Source organism: Chitinivibrionales bacterium, from assembly GCA_035516255.1.
In the GTDB taxonomy this organism is placed as follows: Bacteria; Fibrobacterota; Chitinivibrionia; order Chitinivibrionales; family FEN-1185; genus FEN-1185.
The window spans coordinates 250958-269318 of the sequence record DATJAL010000052.1; the positions used below are offsets into that span (position 1 = coordinate 250958).

Here is an 18361-nt window from a genome sequence, read left to right on the forward strand (position 1 = left end):
GATGGAAATAAGGCATGAAAACCATTAAAAGACACAAATGGCATTTCGCGCAGTGCATTGCCGCCGCGCTCGTCATGTTCTTTGCGGCCGCGTTTGCCTATCCCCAGTGCAACCTGAACGACAACGGGTATGTGTTTCTGCATCCAGCGTTTGCAAACAGGAATTGGGGCAAGGCCTGGTACGACAGCGTAAGCATCGTGCTGCCCGACACGCTGTGCGCGGCAAGGCCGGTGCGCTTCGACATCTGCGGGCCGGCGGCAGGCGCCGTGGCACTATATTCGGATTCCGCAAACGGCCTGTATCTCATGAAAACGCAGTACACCTGTCCGCAGCCCAAGCCTCTGTGCACCACCTGCATCCTCGAATATCTCGATCCTCTGCAGCTCGCGCTGCCGGGCGTGGCCCTGGCGCAAAATTTTCCGCTGTACCTGGTGAAAAGTCCTCTTTACGGCGGCGACAGCATAAAGGTGCTGGTAAAAAACACCCAGAAAAAGGTTGTTGCGCTGGCGCTTTCCACCTCGAGCCTCGCCGTGCTTCACCAGGACACGCTCGCGACGAGCGCGCTGCTGCCGCAGCAGGACATTTTCCGCATCCAAGGCGCTTACGACACGCTTAACCAGCGCGACTCGGGCGTTTGGCTGCTCGGTTCGTCCGGCCTCATGCGGTATTTCCCCATTGCAAACGGCCAGTGGGGCGCGGAGGCCAAGCGCGACCTGAATGCCGTGTCCGACACGGTGTTGTGCGTCGATAACGGGTTTGCCGGAACGTCGTCGGGTTCGATATATAAAAGACTGGGCGGCTCGTTTGTTTTCGACAACCAGCCGTGTCCGAACATCGCCATCAGGAACATCTATCCGCGCGGCGCCGTGTGCGATAAAGGAACCTTTTTGGATTATACCGGGACTTCATGGAATGCGTTTTCGCGGGACACCACAAATTATTTCAACGGCAATTTCATCAACCGGTGGGACGGTTTCGGCGTGGAGCTGCTCGACAACCAGTGGCACCGGAGCGCTTACACCTATCGCCTGAATCCTTCCAGTATTTCGGCAACCCAGCCGGCTGCGGCAAAGTTCTATGTCAATAACGGCTGTTATCGTTTGAACCAACCTGATAGCATCAACGTGATCCTGCAAGACCCGGACGCCAGCTTCACCGATTTCAGCATCATCTTAAACAATGCTGGAACCAAGGTCAACATGAAAAATGACGGCACCTACACCATTTCAACATTCCCCCCCGATTCACAATGCACGCTTGATTCGCTGCGGATGAAATCCGGCACCCTCGCTTTCGCGTTTTCCATGTCATCCGTAAAGGTATATGCGAGCTGCGAGCTGGGCAAACGTGACGTTGTTTGCCTCAAATGCATCCGCGCCGATTATCCGTTTGTCACATCGCATGCATGGAGTCAAAATGATACCTTGACCATTACCGCAGGCAGCGATGTTTTAAAAATAGCGAACGAAATGATGTCCGTCACCGCCAACGGTTTTGCTTTTTCCGCCGCAGACAATGGCGCCGTTTTCTATAAGATCGCCGGCCGATCCCTCATGTTTTTCGTTCACCAAGGTCTCGATAAAAAACTGGTCCGCATCAATGTATACAATGTCGCCGGCCAAATGCTCGCCTCGCTTGCGGTCGGCAATCAGGCTTCAGTGGCCATGCCGCACATCGCGGGCGCCGGCGTGGCTTTTGCCAAATATCACTTTTCTGACGGCAGTTCGTGCTGCCAGCAGATCCTTCTTGTCCGCTGACCGCAGCTTTATTGCACGTTGTCCTGCAACCCGCATTTTTTAATCCGCAAGAACCGATGTTTACCATGAGAAAACACTTTATTGTCAAGCCTGTTGCCCGTGATGAAATAGAGGGATATATTTATAGGCGGCTGGATGCTCAACACGCATCGGAGAATCGTTCATTATCATTACCCTGCGGTTTATGCGGTAACGCCGCAGCCGCAGGGCGTTTAGGGTAAAATGGTGTTAGGTTGAAACCGGCGCCGAGGCGGAGTGTTCTGGCGGCGCCGGTTTTATTTGGTTATAACTACCTGTTGTTTCCCGCGATTGCAGATTATACTTTTAATGCAATGTTTCCAGCAATTTTTTCATGAAAACCCGGGAAGGAGAGACGGCGTTTATGGCTCATACGTTCGAAGAACTCAAACATAAGACGGTTGCCGAACTGCGTGACATCGCGGCGGGCATCCAGCACGAAGCGCTTCAGGGATATTCCCAGCTCAACAAGGAACACCTGCTCGTGCAGCTCTGCAAGGCCCTCAATATCAGCATGCTCTCGCACCACAAGGTGGCGATGGGCGAGGTAAAGGTCAAAATAAAGAGCAAAATAAAGGAACTCAAAGTAAAACGGAACGAGGTGCTCAAGGCGGGCGACCACAAAGCGCTCAAACACCTCCGCCGCAGGATGCATTTCCTCAAAAGGAACCTGAGAAAGGCCGCGGTCGAAGTGTAACGGCGGCAGCTGAACAATAAAAAGGCCGTCCCCGCTGGGACGGCCTTTTTATTTGTCAATTATGCGGTACCGTCACCGGTACTGCCTCAACATATAAATGCCTTTTGCCATGGTCAGGGCCCTGACAACCGGTTTCCCGGACATCACCAGGGATTCCCAAACTTTTTTTCCTGAAAGATCATATAATTCGATTTTCTGAATTCCCGCGCCGAGACGCGGGATAGCGACCGCGCCGCCGAGGACCGCGATTTTCTCCAGGGAACAACTTGTAAGGGTTTTTCTTTCAACCGGGGCCGTTACCCCCACGGGCTTGACCGGTCCCGTGGTGCATACCTGCTTCTTGGAAGGCACCACCATGCTGAATCCGTCATTGAAGTTGACGGTTTTGTCGGAGATATCCGGGTTGAAGGCGCAGTAGGTGCGGGTTGTTCCTTTGTCAAAAACGGCAAAGGTGGGCGTGCTTCCGGTGACGGAGGTGTCGAGCCTGCCGGCCGTGTTAAGGGATGAGATCTCGAGATAGCAGGCCGCCTTGGTGTTTCCGGCCTCGATGCTGGTTCCGCCGTTGTATTTCGACATGGCGGTGGCCCCGTCGGAGTAGGCGAGGAACTCGTAGAAGAGGTCGGACCACCCGCCGTCGAATCCTTCATTATAATTTAACGGGTTGTAATCGGGGTACCGGCCGTAGTACAGGTGCCCCGACGTGTTGGGCAGGAAATTGATTCCGTGAATGGCGCTGCCTGCGCCCGAGAACCAGGTGCTGTATGCGCCGCCGTTGCTCCACACCATGCCGACGCAGGTGTGGGTATATGCGGTCGGGAATGTTACATTGTCAACGTCCCACCAGTACTGCCCTATGGCGCGCGCCTCGTTGACATACATGAAAATACCCTCGTCGCGCAGCACTTTGTTACCGGTCATGACGCCGTATAGGATAAGTCCGGCGTTGAAGTTCATGGATTCCGACGACGATTCTTGGTTGGTGCCGGTGGCAAAGCCGGTGCCGTCGGCCCAGCCGTGGCCCTCATAGGGCTCGAAATAGCCGAAGCGGCCGAACAGCGGATCGTTGTCGTCCCATGAATTCACGTCACGGATAAGCATCTGCACCATGCCGCCCCAGTTTTCCGGTTTTGCCCAGGTTGTGTCCCATTGCGCCACGCATGCAGCGGCTCTCAGATAATAGCCATAGTGGAAATGGTGATCGGTAAGGCGCGTGTCCGAGTAGTAGCACGGCGGATACCCGATAAGCCTGTTCCATGGTTTGTGATAATAAAATTCGGGTTGACCGTCAGCGGTAAACCAGTTCTGCAGGCTTGACTTGAGGGAGGTGACGATCGCGTCCCGCTTGGCTGTGTTGCCGGCCACGTCCGCGATCTGCGCGAGCTGCGCATATTTGCCCATGTCTTTGTTGTAGGTGCATCCGCCGGCGCCGATGGATGCGGGAATTCCTTCGCCATTGACGAGGTTCTGGAGCGTGGGCATGTCAAACCCCACGGCCGGCATTGAAACGAGTATGCCGTTGAACTTCATGGGCACGGCAAAATTCTGGCCCGCCACGGTCTTCATCACGCCGCGGGCGCTCTGGTAGGTGTAGGAGAGAAACGGACCCGGCATTTCGAGCCATTGGTGGCGGAACACGGCGAAAATCGTCCCCGATGCGGTTCCTTCCTTGGCCTCGGTGACCACGCTGAAAAACGAGGTGAGGATCGCCGACGGCTCGTCATAGTTCCAGGTCACGCGTGTGTCCTTGACAAAGGAATAGGCGTATTGCGTGAAGAACGCGAGGGTCTGCGCCGAATTGTCGGGAAGCAGGGCCACCGAAAGATAGTCTTTCCCGGAAAGCGACGATGTCATCGTCCCCGAGCCGCTCCATGTTGACCCCGTGGGGGCGAACACGGCCCAGTTGTGACCGTTGACCGTTGCCGCAACCACGCTGCCCTGGCTGTACCAGATGGTGGGAGTACCGGCAAAACTGACCTTAGCATTCCCGCCGGTCATCTTGAAATAGGTAAAAGGAATTCCCTGCGCCATGGTGGCCTCCATGGTCATGGCGCCCGAGGTCCACCTTGCAGTGACACCAAAATGGGAATGTGCCGAAACGGGAGAAGAGGTGGCGTTCAGGCCGTCCATGCCGACGGTAAGGTCCCTGTTGTGGGAATTTGAGAACCCGCCGCCCGTGCTGACGGCGGCGCCGGGGTATCCCATGTCCAGCCCACCTGCATTTGTCTGGTAGGATATCGGATGCGCCCAAAGGGGCTGGGAGAACGAATTGTTGATGAGCGTCGCCCACCATTTTGCACAGATCACCTTCTGAGAAAAATCCGACGTTATCACCGGATTGTGGTCGGGTACGGTAAAATTACCCGAGGTAGCATAGGATCCCAAACCTGCCTGGACCTGGGCCGAAACAGGAACATTTGTCAATAGGCAAAAAGCGCAGCTTGCAACCATGCACCACAGCTTGGTCCGTATCATTTTTTTTCCTCCTTAGTGCAGAGCAACTTGATTTGCTTTACCGCTTAAAAATATTGTACTAATCAAGGTTTAATCGCTTTAACAAAATGCAATTAAAAAATATTCTATTATTTTATAATATAAGAAAAAAAAGAGTAAATACCTTAAAAATATATCCAAAATAGGGCAGAAACCACCAATTAAATTTAAACGCCTAATTATATTGAAAAGTCATTACGGTTTTGATATAATTAATTATGAGGGTCAAGGATTCCGTTAAAAGCGAGCTTGCTATGGCTAAAGTTAAACGCAACTCCGGAATTACTATCATAGAATTATTGACGGTCATAGTAATTTTAGGCCTTTTAGCAGCTGTTGCGGTGCCGAACATCAACCGATTGACGGATCAGGTAAGACTTCGGACTGCTGCCAATTCTCTCAAACGCCAGCTTATCATCGCGAGAACGCGCGCATTGGCGGATCCAAATATCCATGTCGGCGTCTGCATAGATACCAATCATAGCAAGTCAAGGTCTTGGGTGTTTCTTGATCTTTCGTCCGGTACTTTAAATCATTACGATGCGACAGACCCGACATACATGGGTACCTATACCGCGCCCATGGGTGTTTGGGACAGCATACCGACGCTTGCCAATAATGGAATATCGGATAGCGTCGTGATTTTCAGGGGCGACGGCTCCGCAAAAAACGGCGGAAAAATCGTGGTGAAAAATAAGAGAGGACAGGTACGGATAATAAGCGTGCTGGCAAGCACGGGAAGAGTAAAGGTAAATTAGTCAACAGAGTTTTTAGGAACCTTTTTGACGTCTGGAGCGCAGGAGAAAATAATGAAAAACCTTGGAACTATTGTGAAAAACGCAAAAGGATTTACTTTGATGGAAGTAATAATGACTATGGTCATCATTGGCGTGACCGCGGTTGTCATTCTGACATGGCAAAAAACTTCATGGACGCAGACAAAATCGACCAACAGGCTTATGGTTGCAGGACAGGTGATTGAAAAACAGATAGAAAAGATACGAATGACCATTGCACAGAACCCGGCAACAAATTACCCGTCTTTTAGAACGAGTTTTGCCAGCAAGGATTCGGTCATGGCCGACACCACGGTTACGCCGCGGATGTGGGTGCGGTGGAGCACATGGGACACGCTGCATGATCCAAAGGGACACGCAATAACCGATATATGCCAGGTCAAACTTGTTGCCTGGTGGACAGGCGCAGGGGTAAACGACTCTTTAAAGGTTGAAACACGCATTGCAAAGAATTTTTAAGGCCCACAAGACCGGAGCAAATAGCATGCACGGGGCAGGGAAAGAAGAAAAAAAAGGAACGGGTGGGTTTACCATAGTGGAACTCGTTATAGCAATCGCGGCGGGTACCATTGTCATTCTCGGTATCTACCGTTTGCTTTCCTCGAGTTTGTGGAGTTATAACCTGCAAGATCAAGAGACCGATATGTACCAGAATGCGACCTATACAATAAAGAAATTAACCGAAGTGCTTTCCCAGGCAGGATCGGATCTGCCTGATTCTTTATATCCCGTGATAAGCGTGAACAGCGCCAGCGATATCATTGTGAAGACAAATGATAAAGGTGCAAAACAGATGATGAGCGCAAACCTAACTGCATCGGCAAAAATTCCGGTTGACAATGGCGCCCCTTTTGTGGGATGTGATACCATTGTTGTTGATTCGGGATTGGGATTTCTTAAATTTCCGTTCGATAGCGTTCGGGCTGCTGCTTCACCAGACACGGTTTACCTTAAATCCCCGGCCGTGGCTACGTTAAAACAATGGGACAGGGTTTTTGGCTCGTATACCGAACACTATTATGCCAGCAATTTTAATTTCTGCTACCAAGCTGACTCTGTGGTTCTTGCCGAAAACATAGATTCGATCGCCGTAACCTTTTACGACACGGGCCACGCAACGACCACCAACTGGGACCACATGAGCACAGGGGCATTGTATGTCCGCGCGCGCACCGCGACACCGGACAAGCTGTACAAACATCCCGTATTTCATGACGGCTACAGGAGGCTCGCGCTCACAATGGAGTTCAGGCTGAGAAACAAATTCAGATTTTAGTGGGGAGGGATCTATGGAAAAAATAACGAGGTTTCTGAAAAATTCCAACGGCGTGGTCATGGTGATTTCCCTGGTCATCATGCTTGCGGTCACCGCAATCGGCATAGCCATGGTGGCCAACGCGGCGATGAGCTCCACCATCGCGAAGAATTACCGCAACGAGATCCAATCATTTTACGCGGCGGACGGACAGATGACCATGCTCTCCCAGGCCGTGATCGATTCCACCGACACCAACTGGACGCGCGTGAGTCTTTGGAGAGGGAAAAAATGCGGAAATGCCTACACTTTCGTATCGGATTCCGCCTCGTCGGTGAACGGCACCAATGTCGCTTCGTTTGCGATCGACGGCAATCAGACCACACGATGGGAGAGCACGCAGGGAGTTGACCCCCAATGGATTTGGGTCAATCTCGGAAGCTCAAAAAAAATCTATTGTGTTGCGATTGACTGGGAAAATGCCAGTGCCGCCTCATATCATCTTGACGGGTCCAACGATAAATCGACTTGGACAACTCTAAAGTCTTTATCCGGGCTAACAGGCGCCCGAACCGATTCCATCACCGGATTAAGCGGCAACTACCAATATATTCGCATTTATGGTTTAACCCGATCGACCACTTACGGATATTCAATTTATGAAATAAGCGTTTATCCCGACACCTTGGGGATGGCCTCAAACGACACCCTCTTTCCACGCTCCTTAATCACGATGACGGCCAGCTCCACAAACGCAGGTTCTCCCGCCAATGTCAACGACGGTAACAGCTCCACATCCTGGACAAGCAACGCGTCTGACCCTCAATGGATATACGCCAATTGCGGCAGCCCTATTTATATCAGCAAAGTCATTATTAATTGGGCACATAACTCATCGGGCAAGAGCTATACCATAGACGGCTCCACCGACGGCAAATACTGGACAACGATAAAATCTTTTTCAAGCACCGATACCACGAATCAGCGCCTTGATACCATTTCCGGTCTCACAGGAAGTTATCAATATATACGCATGAGCGGCGCCACCCGCAACGGAAGCTCGGGCTATTGCATAAATGAAATGCCCATTTATGCTTATTCGGTCGCTCCAAGGTTAGATACTACAATTTACGGCAGATACAAGGTACAATGGTCGGTCCAAATGGTTGATACCGACATGTACACCATTTCCACGCTTTCCTGGGATTCGCTGCAGAAATGGGGACAGGTTTTTAAAACGCCGCTCAAGCAATCCATTGAAAAGTTGGGCAACCTGAAGTCCATGGCGCCTTCTCAGTTGGACACAGTAAAGGTAAGGTTCTACGATTTCCATTCCGGCAGAGTGTGCCCGGAATTTGAAAATGTTCATCGTTCCGGAGTTCATAAAAACATGGTGAGTCAATACTTGGATGGTCAACGTAAACCGCAGGTGGGCACCCAACCACGCACAAACCAATATATAAAATATTGGTTCAGGGACTGGAACGGAGCCGGCGGCGGCAAGGGCGATTCAACAATTCCAATCTACCTCAATGTGGTCTCGCCATGGAAGGACACGAGCCCATGCACGGTTCTCAGGTATGATACAAAACACTTTACTGCCGCCAGGGGAAATAGTCTCAGAAGGTGGGTATACGACGGAACTCCCAAATGGGGAGCGTGTCACGTGAACGAACTTGCATGGCCCGACTCTTTATTTAAAATTGATACAACGGTAAAGAACGGCGGCATTCTAAATGATACGGCGTTTAAAAATGCGATCGTCGACACCTTTCTTGTTTTCAATCTTTCTGATCCAACTACCGGAACCTACAGTTACGGAAACGGCGCCTTCTTCCTTTTGGATAATAAAGGTTTTGGCAAGGAGTGGTCAACAGAAAATACGGGCGTAGGTGATTCCACGTACATTTCACAACACAATTATAGCTTCACCATGTCGATGGATACAACCTTTATCATGGTACCGGGACTCAAATTTTGCTTCACCGGGGATGATGACATCTGGCTGTATCTCAATAACAGGCTCGAAATGGACCTGGGAGGGCCGCACCAGGCCGCATCGGACACGGTGCTGGTCGACACCGTGGCGGGACTAACGAATTATCAGAAATATAATTTTGATTTTTTCTATTGTGAGCGCCACAGCGTGAATTCCGATATCTACATCACCACAAACATGCTGGTGTTCCACAGGAAAACGTTCAATGAGCGCTCATGGCACCGCGACTATGGGTTCACCGATTAACATGCATGCCATGTCGTTTGCTGCACGGGCGTTCAACCGGACGCCCTTGCTTTTTGAGAATTCTGGTTATCGTTGCTCAGGTACTTCGGTTTTCTTTTCCACGGTTTGCGCGGAAGTCTCCATACCCATGTAACGGAGCATCTCCGTAAAATATCCCAGCGCCTCCTGCCGCACATACGGAGCACCCTTCCATTGAACCCGGATGCTGTCGGCAACCGCATCTGCGGTTTTAGGGTCAGAAAGGTCAATCGCGGGCCTCTTCGAGCCGCTGTTCTTCACAAGCAAAAACGACGAGCCGTCAGTATATTCAAGATGCCAGTCGGGATTTTCGCAAAGCCACTTGATGAGGTTCCGGTATTGCGTGAAAATGGCCGACGGAAGGATCGCATGCGTGATGTTGAACTTTTTTTCGAGAAAGGAAAAAAGTTCCGGCGTGGCGCACACCGAAAGGTACTCGGCGAAAAACCGCGGTTGCCGGATCACCAGCCTGCCGTCGATAAACACCTTCTGGCGCGGATAGAGCTCCCAGATAAGATAGCCGCCGTACCTGATGTCGTTGAACATTTCGCCTGGGACAGGATCTGCCTTGAGATAGGCCGCGATTTTTTCGGGAAACCTGAACGGCGACAGCACCCGCCCCGGCGGGCAGGCGGCCACCACGGCGTAATGATTGATAAAGGGGACAACAACGAGGAGCAGGGAGGCGGCCGCCACGCCCGCCGAGGCAAGGTGCCGGGCTTTTTGCGGCAAAAAGGAAAAACGGTGCAGGCCGTCGGCGTCCATCACTATGTATCCGACAATAGGGACAACGGCGATAAAATAGAGGAGGACATTCCGCACCGCGCTCACGGCAAGAAATAAAAACCCGAGAAACAGCACCGCGTGCGCGGGCCGGATTTTTTTCCAGTTCACGGCAAACAGAGCGATTGCGGCAACGGCGGTCACCATCACCGCTGTCCGGTAGCCTGCTTCGAAACCGGTAAGCGAAAAAAGCGGGACGTTTTCCGATATGGTAAGGGAATACAGGTTCTGCGCGACCGGCGCAATGCGGGAGAATAGTTTAAACGGCAGGAGCAGGCCCGAAATGCCGTAGGGATTTACAAGACAGGAAAGCAAGCAGAGAACTAAAACGAGGGAATGGCTGTTCCACAGGACCGATCCCGGCTTGTCCGTGGACAAAGCGGCCGCCCGCGCCGAACCGACCACCTCCTCGGCCGCATACGCCCCGATAATGAAGAGGCCGATCGGGTACAACCCTTGCGAATTTGTCCAGATCATCTGCAGCGGCACGCAAAGCCACAACCACCGTTTATTCAATCCCCGGCGAACATTCTCGAAAAGAAAGATGTACGCGGCGATGCAGAGCATAGTGATGAGCACGGGCCTTTCGCACACGAGGTACCGCGCATCGTAGAACAGCAGCGCCGAGAGAAGGCTGCAAGCCCAGGCATAAACGCCACTCCGGTATGCGAGGCATAAGAGCGTCACGGTTCCGGCAACAGCGGCGAGCTTGAAAACGATCAGTGCCTTGAGGCCGCCCAGTAAAAACAGGCCGTACACGAGAAGCTGGAACAGCCAGTGAAGGTCTATCCATCGGGGAGACGCAAGTGTAAAGGCAAACGGGTCGGTGTAGAGAAGATGCCGCTGCGCGATAATTTCCCTTCCCGCGGCCAAGTGCCAGAAGATGTCGGTGTCGGTGATGGGGAAGTAGCAGAAAAACGCGGCAAGGCCGGCGGCCAGGAGAACGGGGAAGTATTTAATAATCTTCATAATTCAATTCTTGCCATATATTTCCGCAAATGCAGGTCATTGCGAGCGAAGCGAAGCAATCCTCTCAAAATGCTTTTTCTGATGGCATTTTATCTTATAAGCAAAAGCATTGAACGGCACTGTAATAAGATTATTTCGCCGCAATCCCCCGAATTGACATTGACCATCCGCATCCGGTATTATCAAGGGATTTTATTTTCGTTTTGTAATTCTTTTTTAGCTGTGGCCCGGCTTAACCCGGATAGCAGCACCGTATCCTCCGGGAAATACTCCAGCCCTTTTTTAAAGACCTCAACGGCCTTATCGTACTGTTTGGCCGCCATCGCGACGCCGCCGTAATTCGCGGCGAGGTTTGCAAAATCGGGATGCGCGGCAAACAGCGTTTCAAACACCGCCAGCGACGAATCCGGCTTCCCCGCGGCCGCGTATGCGAGCGCGAGGTTCCCCGTTGCCTCGCCAAAGCCGCTGATCCTTGCCGCGGCCTCCCTGAAATACAAGATTGCCACGCCGTGCCGCCCGCGGTTCATGCATAGCGTGCCGGCGTTGTAGCAGAGCATGCCGATGGTTTTGCTTTTTACAAGGCTCGAAAGATCGTACCAGGGTTTGCCTGCGACAGGATACCGTTCCCGGTAATAGCCGTCCGGATGGCTGAAACCGGACTTGTTGGGCTCGATGTTGAACCGCTTTATTCCATCGTCATATCTGCAGAAAAAATGGCCCGGCAGCATCACGCCGTACATCGGGCATCCGATCCTTTCGGCAAGCATGAGCATGACAAGGGAAACGCCCAGGCACGCGCCCTTTTTGTTTTTAAATACGAGGTGGGGAAGAAGAGTTCCGGGGATGGTATCGGCGGGATCAAATCCGATTTTCCATGAGTCATAGACAAGTGCGATAATCGAATCTGCAGCGGCGGGTGATTTTTTTTTATCACCGAGCGATTGCGCCAGGACGGTCGCTGCGTTGTCGAGGACGCGGTAAAAGCGGCGAAGGGAAACGGTATCGTCATCGCCATAAACCGCCATAAGGTTTTTGGAAATAATAATGACTGAGCTTTCAAGCGGGATTGAATCCGAAAACGCGGGAAAGACCGTTGCCGGTCCGGATGAATAATGCCTGCTGCAAACACCGGTCAGCAAAAAGAAAGGGATGATGATGCCGAAACAAATACGGAAGGAATATTTTTTATTCATCACGTTCAAATATAAATAAGGCAATGGGATTCATACCGGATAAAAAAAGCCTGACGTGCGGACAGCCAGGCTTGAAAAAGCTAAAAATTATTTTAAAAATCAATTAATTAAAATGCTTTTGCTTACGCCCGCCGGACCGACGATAATGCAGGCATTGACATGGGCGAATGACGCCTTTTGACCAGCGTTTAAAATCAACCTACCGTTGGGGAGGAACGTCCTTGCAACCGTCGATGACCGCTGCAGATCAACATTCGTTTGCGGGACCATCCTTAAAGAAGCTACTCCGGTGGTCAATCCCAGCAGCCATTTCATGACATTGGTGCCGCACAGCTTGTTGTCTTTCGAATTGATATACTCATTGTAAAGCCATGGGTCGCCCATGGCGAACACCTTTCCATTCCCCTGGAGTGCCGTTGAGATGAGAACGCTCCCTCCGAGGGTGAACAGGGCCTGGGCCGGCGCGACGAGCGTTTGCGTGCACATGTCGACGATATGGAGCGTGTCGCATCCCGCAAAAAGAGGATTGGCCGGAAGTGGGCCGAGGTCTGCGCCTCCGCCATAGGTGTCGCTATTGAAGGTGATGCCGAACTTTGCCGCAAGGATGTTCACGTGCGTGAGATCGCAGTTGCCCTTATTGTTGGTAAGCAGCAAGAGGCTCCCGCCCCGCTGCACCCATTTGTCAATGGCGTCGGCCTCCGCCGGGGTAACGAATTCAGGATCCGGCGATTCCGAGGAGTCGTCGGGGTCGACGATGATAAATACTTTTAGGGGAGCGAGCACGGCTGAATCCGGTGATGTTTGAATGCTTGCCGTGTCTGCGCCAAGCCCCAGGATGAGCTGTGCACACTGCGAGAAGCCACCCACGCTGGTCAGCTGCCACGTATAGTGAGGCGTTGGTTCATTGTTATGGAAGCAGTCGAGACCCACTACTGGTTTTTGGGCGAAAGATTGAGATACGGTGAGCACGCATACAATCAGGACGGCGGTCAGACTGCGATATTTCATAATTTACTCCCGGTTTGTATATATAATTCTATCATTAATATATTATTAAATCCTTATATTTTACTTAACTATTTCTGTGGAATTTCCTTACTGAAGGTAAGAAAAAAAAGGGGTGAAATGGACAAAAATTGCTTATTATATTTATTAACCGTCCAAAAATAAATGTAGTTTTTATGGAAAATCAGGAATATTAGAAGGTATAATAGCATAAAACCTTATTTATTATAAAAGGAGGCATCATGTTTTTTACCAAAAGGATCTGTGCCGCAGGTATCATTGCGCTTGTTCTCGCTGCTGCTGCTTTTCCTGCCGACACTGTTGTTGTTGAGATCACGGGGTATGTATCCGACTGGGCGGGACAGCCCGTGAAGGGAGCATCGGTCCATCTGAAAAACGCTAATTTGACTGTTGCTACCGATACCATGGTCGGCGATCCCGGACCCGGTTACTTTAGATTTGACGCTCTTGTTCCCATGGCGGTACAGGCACCGATCCAAAAGGCCGCTTCCGTCTCACGGCCGTTCCTGGCGTCGGACGGCCTCCATTTCAGCGTGAGCCAGAATACGCAGCAGGTGAAAATCGATCTTTTCACCCTGTCCGGCAGAAAGGCATTTGAACTTGTCAATTCGAGCATGAAACAAGGGAATTACCGGGTGCCGATCCGCGCCGCGATGCAAACATCGCAGACCTATGTCGTTCGCGCCCGTATTGGAGACCAGACTTCATTCTTCAAGGTGCCCATGCTCGGTAGCCGTGTCGGTTCGGCGGCGGTGCAGGCTTTTACCGGCAAAACTCCCGCGAACAGCCTCGCCAAAAAAGCGGCTGTGATCGACAGCCTCATTGTTTCGATGCCGAGCATCGGAACCAACAGCTGGCCTATTGAATCGTACAGTGGTTCGCATTACCTGATACTCAGAACCCCGGCGCAGATGCAGAACAAGGTCCTGAGCTTCACCTGCACCACAAACCAGGGAACCACCGACAATGATCCGGCGGTCACGCTCTGCACCACGATATTTGCCAAGGACATGAGCGGAAACCTGGATTACCGGAATACCATGTTTGTCAACTGGTGGCTTTCACAAGAAGGATATTCCTATCCGCAATATATCGTGAATCCTGATTGGAGGGGGCCCGACTCTAACGCATGGGCCACCTTCAAGAGCAGTAATACGGCGTACGTGGACGCAATAACGAAGGCGACGCCGATTATCGGAAAGTGTTCATTTGAATTTAATCCCGGCAATCTGACGCTCACTGCGGGGATCCCTTACCGGTTCTGCTTTGAGATGAATGTTGACAATCAATACAACATCATGTATTCAGACAGCATCACGCTGGGCACCCAGACCGTGGTGCGGACGCCGGCCATTCAATATGTTCCATCAGCAGACCCTGCCGCGTCCGTTGTCCCGCTCGCCGATATGGTCATTTCTTACCAATAGGACGATCTGTCCGAGCGACCGTGATTTGAAGTATTTTTTTGGAAGAATCCCCGCCCGGCAAGGAGGGGATTCTTCTCTTTGTGGAGGGCATCGTCTATAATGCGGTAATGCCATCGGCGGGGTACGCTCATGCGTTTTTTTCTTCTGTTTTTGTTTTTGTTTGCGGTTCCGCATGGCGTATATCCTCAGAAAAGCGATTCCATTTTTTCCCATGCCAAAAAACAATTAGGGACGAACCAACCGACCTACACCTCACCCTGGCTGCATCAGCACGGCAACAAGGACCCGCTCTCCCAGAACCAGCCCAATCCCGCTTCAAGCTATACCATTATTTACTTCTACGTCGCGCAGTCGGGCCCGGTCAGCCTCAAACTGTATGATGCAAGAGGAAAACTCATTGGCTACTTTGTCGACGGCCCCGGAACCGGCGGGACAACCTACCGCGTGCTTTTCCCCGTGAATTTCCTGGCCGCGGGGGAATACTTCTATTGTTTCATGACCAGCGAGTTCTCTATTGTAAAGAAGATGGTGGTGGTAAAATAACAAGCTTGGAGTGAACGGCTCAACAAAGTCAAGAGCCTTTCCCACAGGGAAAGGCTCTTTTTTTACCACGGATATTCGCCCTTTTTACTCTGGCAATTTCTGTCCTTTTGTTTCGGGCAGGAACCAGATAAGGATAAGGCCGACAAGATACACGCATGCCATGACCGAGCTTGCCTTTGCGAAAGCCCTTGCCCCTGCGCCGAAAACGTGGTACAGGTTGCCGATTCCGGCAAAGACCCCGATTGCCGCGACGATACGGCCAAAATTGTAGGTGATGCCTTCTCCCGTCGCCCTTATCCGGGTGGGGAAGAGCTCGGGCAGGTACAGGGGTAGCCAGCCGAAAAACGCGGTGCTGAACACACCGGCCGCGGCCGCAAGTGTCCAGAGCAGCGGGCCATAGGACTTGACAAAATAGAAAAGTACAAGCGATGCGCATAAACTGCCGATGCAGAACAGTGCATAGGATTTCCTTCGGCCTATCCATTCCGCAATAAATCCGCCGAAAAAAGCGCCGATTATCTGGCCGAATGCCATGAACATCTGGGTTATTGGCTTCTGATACGGCGTCTTGCTAGAAGCGGCCATCTGATCAACCCATGAAGGTATCCATTGGAACACACCCCACGTGCCAAGCACGACAATCGAAGCGATAAGGCATCCCATGATGGTTTTGTAGGCTAGTCCCTTTTGAAAAAGTTCCGAAAACGATGCCTTTTCACCCCGCTCTTTTATTTTTTTCCACGCCGCAGGCTCCTGCACGCCGAGTAGCATGAACAAGACTGTTATCGCCGGCACGATACCGATAAGGAGGATTATACGCCAGTGCTCGTTTACTCCGCCTGCGTATTTTGTCAAGATGATGGCTATAATTGCACAAACAAGGAAACCCACATTTGCGGCGGCGCCGAGTATGCCTGCAAGCGCGGGGCGGCTCTTGTTCGACCACGATTCCATAACGAGCGCGACGCCGAGTCCCCATTCGCCGCCCAGGCCGAGCGCGCCGAGGAACCTGCACGCGCCGAACTGCCAGACGTCGGTGCAGGCCGCACTGAGCCCCGTAAAGAGCGAATAAACGATCACGGTCGCGGCCAGCGACTTGACCCTGCCAATCTTGTCGCCCAGCGCGCCAAATACGTACCCCCCCAGCGCGGCGCCGAGGAGAAACAGGGCGAACAGAAGACCGACCTTGGGAAGGACGAGCCCCATGTCCTGTGTGTGCATGAGCATTTTGAGCGCCGGAACGGCGATGAGTGAATAAATCCCCATTTCCATTCCGTCAAACAGCCAGCCGAGCCAGGCGACGGTGAGGTTGACCCAGGGGGTGTCGGATTTTCTGACGGCAGGTTCTGATAGTGCCATTTTATTCCGGTCCTTTCATGAATGAGGGTCTTGAAAAAAGGCTTCCGGGAGACACGCCGGAAGCCTTTTTCACCATTCCCTTTGTTGTCTGCAATTTCTTGTCTGAATCAAATGCCAATTTGAACTTTGAAATCGAAATACCATTGTTTCTGGAACATCTTAAGCGGACTGTCCACGCCGTGCGTTGCGTCGATGTAATCCGGAAGCACTTGGTAGGTCATCATATGCATATGATCATTGGCAAATTGGAGATGCAGGGAAATCGCCTTTCCCAGACTCTTTTTTATGTAGATCGCCCACTTCCAATTGTCCTTGTCGAAATACTGCCTCCAGGTTTTGGCGCCTTCTTTGTCAAAACCGCTTGCCTGTGTAAAAACAGCCGTATCGTCATAATCCCTTGGATTGTAAGATCCGCCGGGAATGTACCATATCGGATCTTGATTGTTCTGAGAGGCCATCATGTTGTTGTCGAACTGGCTCCCATAATATTCCCATTCAAAAGACAATACATCGAGGAGCTTGAACGTGGGGAAATTGAAACCGAACATGACCGGAATGCGCTTTGTGATATCGTCATAATAGAAAGGGTAATTTTGAACGCCAAGCACGGCCGCTTCAGCGAATATCTTCAGGTCTTCTTTGCCGAACACGGTGGTCGGGATCACCGGTTTGATGTCAAAGGAGGCCATGCCCATGAGTTTAATGCCCCGGAAGGTGTAATACTGAACGCCCTTGAGCGTGTCCGTATTGCCGTTCAGTCCTTCAGTACTATTAAGTGCGCTGTCCCCAAGATATCGGTTGTAGAAATCTTTTGGCGTTGTCTTGCTTTCATTCATGGAAATCGCGTGGGCCCACGAGACGCCAGCCCCGAGAGAGAGCATCTTGGCGATGTTGCCTTTGATGATATAACTGGGAGAAACGTCGTACATGGGCGGATAGTTTAATTCCATGGTTGCTAGAAAATGCTGCTCTATGGCACCGTTAAGCAGATAATTGCTGAAACGAATTCCAAGGGCCCGGTAGAGGTTGTCGCCGATGATGTTCCATCTGCCGTTTACCAGGTAGCCAGGATATGCTCCCGATTTCAGAAGATATTCTCCCATGTCATATGCATCCGGGTTGTATTTGAAGGGAAAATAGCCGAATTGAAATTCGAACAAAGGGTTGGCAAGGTCTTTTCCGATTTTATACGTTCCGGAGGCTTCGCTGACTGCGGGAGAGAATTTCGGGACGAGATATACGTCGGTGGGCAATTCAGGGAAAGCATACCAGACAAACGCACCCACCCCCAGTTTCAATGTCAAGCGGTTCGCAACAACCGCTTCCCCGTTCAGGAACACATTAAGGCGGGAAATCCATTGTCTCACGTTGTACTGCTGATTCACGTATGGGGATGATTGTCCCTCAACGAGCTGGCCTTCGTCAAGGCCCGAAGACATCTTGATCGGCTTGTGATCGATACCAGAGGTGTCGGGTGCAGGTTGAAGGGTTTTTTGCTCCGGGACGGATGAGTCGGCCGCGGGCTGGCCTAAAACCAAACTCACCCAGGAAACACACAGTAAAACAGTGGTGAAAAACCTCATGCGCTGGTCCTCCTTTGGGATTAAACAGTTTGAATCACAGCCAACAGGTTATGTCTTAGTAATTGTGGTCTCTTTAAATGCTTATAAATAGAATTAACGAAAAGAATCCGGACGTTGTTTCTTATTAGTTGCAAAGAATTTAGGGCTAAAACGAGGGCTTTTAATATGAACTAATATAAAAATGCGCACATGCGTTTCCAA

The 18361-nt window shown here is 51.4% G+C and carries 14 protein-coding genes; 8 read left to right on the forward strand and 6 right to left on the reverse strand.

Annotation, left to right across the window (positions count from 1 at the left end; all coding sequences use genetic code 11):
• Nucleotides 1–14: 14 nt before the first annotated feature.
• Together VLX68_16415 and VLX68_16420 are read left to right on the forward strand one after the other, a co-directional pair.
• The gene (locus VLX68_16415; protein HUI93828.1) at nucleotides 15–1757 is read left to right on the forward strand and encodes a hypothetical protein; all 1743 of its coding nucleotides are present in this window, start codon (nucleotides 15–17) and stop codon (nucleotides 1755–1757) included.
• Nucleotides 1758–2139: 382 nt separating this feature from the next.
• Entirely contained in the window at nucleotides 2140–2472 is a 333-nt protein-coding gene (locus VLX68_16420) for a hypothetical protein (protein HUI93829.1), read from the forward strand.
• Between the two features lie 72 nt (nucleotides 2473–2544).
• Here VLX68_16420 and VLX68_16425 read toward each other — a convergent pair whose 3' ends face one another.
• Nucleotides 2545–4944, reverse strand: a complete 2400-nt coding sequence (locus VLX68_16425; protein HUI93830.1) for a glycosyl hydrolase — start codon at nucleotides 4942–4944, stop codon at nucleotides 2545–2547.
• A 272-nt stretch (nucleotides 4945–5216) separates the two neighbouring features.
• Between VLX68_16425 and VLX68_16430 the strand changes: the two genes are divergently transcribed.
• Genes VLX68_16430 through VLX68_16445 form a run of 4 tightly spaced genes read left to right on the forward strand, consistent with a single transcriptional unit; the run spans nucleotide 5217 to nucleotide 9259 of the window.
• The gene (locus VLX68_16430; GenBank protein ID HUI93831.1) at nucleotides 5217–5720 is read left to right on the forward strand and encodes a GspH/FimT family pseudopilin; all 504 of its coding nucleotides are present in this window, start codon (nucleotides 5217–5219) and stop codon (nucleotides 5718–5720) included.
• A 51-nt stretch (nucleotides 5721–5771) separates the two neighbouring features.
• Nucleotides 5772–6218 (forward strand): type II secretion system protein, encoded by a 447-nt coding sequence (locus VLX68_16435; protein ID HUI93832.1) that lies wholly within the window; start codon nucleotides 5772–5774, stop codon nucleotides 6216–6218.
• Entirely contained in the window at nucleotides 6190–7035 is an 846-nt protein-coding gene (locus VLX68_16440) for a hypothetical protein (GenBank protein ID HUI93833.1), read from the forward strand. The genes VLX68_16435 and VLX68_16440 overlap by 29 nt, the downstream gene beginning before the upstream one ends.
• A 13-nt stretch (nucleotides 7036–7048) precedes the next feature.
• The gene (locus VLX68_16445; protein ID HUI93834.1) at nucleotides 7049–9259 is read left to right on the forward strand and encodes a discoidin domain-containing protein; all 2211 of its coding nucleotides are present in this window, start codon (nucleotides 7049–7051) and stop codon (nucleotides 9257–9259) included.
• Between the two features lie 66 nt (nucleotides 9260–9325).
• Here VLX68_16445 and VLX68_16450 read toward each other — a convergent pair whose 3' ends face one another.
• The 3 genes from VLX68_16450 to VLX68_16460 all read right to left on the reverse strand — a co-directional run bounded on the left by VLX68_16450 (nucleotide 9326) and on the right by VLX68_16460 (nucleotide 13230).
• Entirely contained in the window at nucleotides 9326–11029 is a 1704-nt protein-coding gene (locus VLX68_16450; protein ID HUI93835.1) for a hypothetical protein, read from the reverse strand.
• A 182-nt stretch (nucleotides 11030–11211) separates the two neighbouring features.
• On the reverse strand, nucleotides 11212–12054 hold the full coding sequence (locus VLX68_16455) for a transglutaminase family protein (protein HUI93836.1): 843 nt from the start codon (nucleotides 12052–12054) through the stop codon (nucleotides 11212–11214).
• Between the two features lie 267 nt (nucleotides 12055–12321).
• Complete coding sequence (locus VLX68_16460) at nucleotides 12322–13230, reverse strand: hypothetical protein (GenBank protein ID HUI93837.1); 909 nt, start codon at nucleotides 13228–13230, stop codon at nucleotides 12322–12324.
• Nucleotides 13231–13469: 239 nt separating this feature from the next.
• On the opposite strand from VLX68_16460, the gene VLX68_16465 reads away from it, so the two are divergent.
• Together VLX68_16465 and VLX68_16470 are read left to right on the forward strand one after the other, a co-directional pair.
• On the forward strand, nucleotides 13470–14675 hold the full coding sequence (locus VLX68_16465) for a carboxypeptidase-like regulatory domain-containing protein (protein HUI93838.1): 1206 nt from the start codon (nucleotides 13470–13472) through the stop codon (nucleotides 14673–14675).
• Nucleotides 14676–14804: 129 nt separating this feature from the next.
• A complete protein-coding gene (locus tag VLX68_16470; GenBank protein HUI93839.1) occupies nucleotides 14805–15218 on the forward strand; it encodes a T9SS type A sorting domain-containing protein in 414 nt (137 codons plus the stop codon).
• 84 nt (nucleotides 15219–15302) lie between these two features.
• Here VLX68_16470 and VLX68_16475 read toward each other — a convergent pair whose 3' ends face one another.
• Both VLX68_16475 and VLX68_16480 read right to left on the reverse strand, forming a co-directional pair.
• Nucleotides 15303–16577: an MFS transporter gene (locus tag VLX68_16475; GenBank protein ID HUI93840.1), complete on the reverse strand. Its 1275-nt coding sequence runs from the start codon at nucleotides 16575–16577 to the stop codon at nucleotides 15303–15305.
• 107 nt (nucleotides 16578–16684) lie between these two features.
• Entirely contained in the window at nucleotides 16685–18160 is a 1476-nt protein-coding gene (locus VLX68_16480) for a hypothetical protein (GenBank protein HUI93841.1), read from the reverse strand.
• Between the last annotated feature and the right edge of the window lie 201 nt (nucleotides 18161–18361).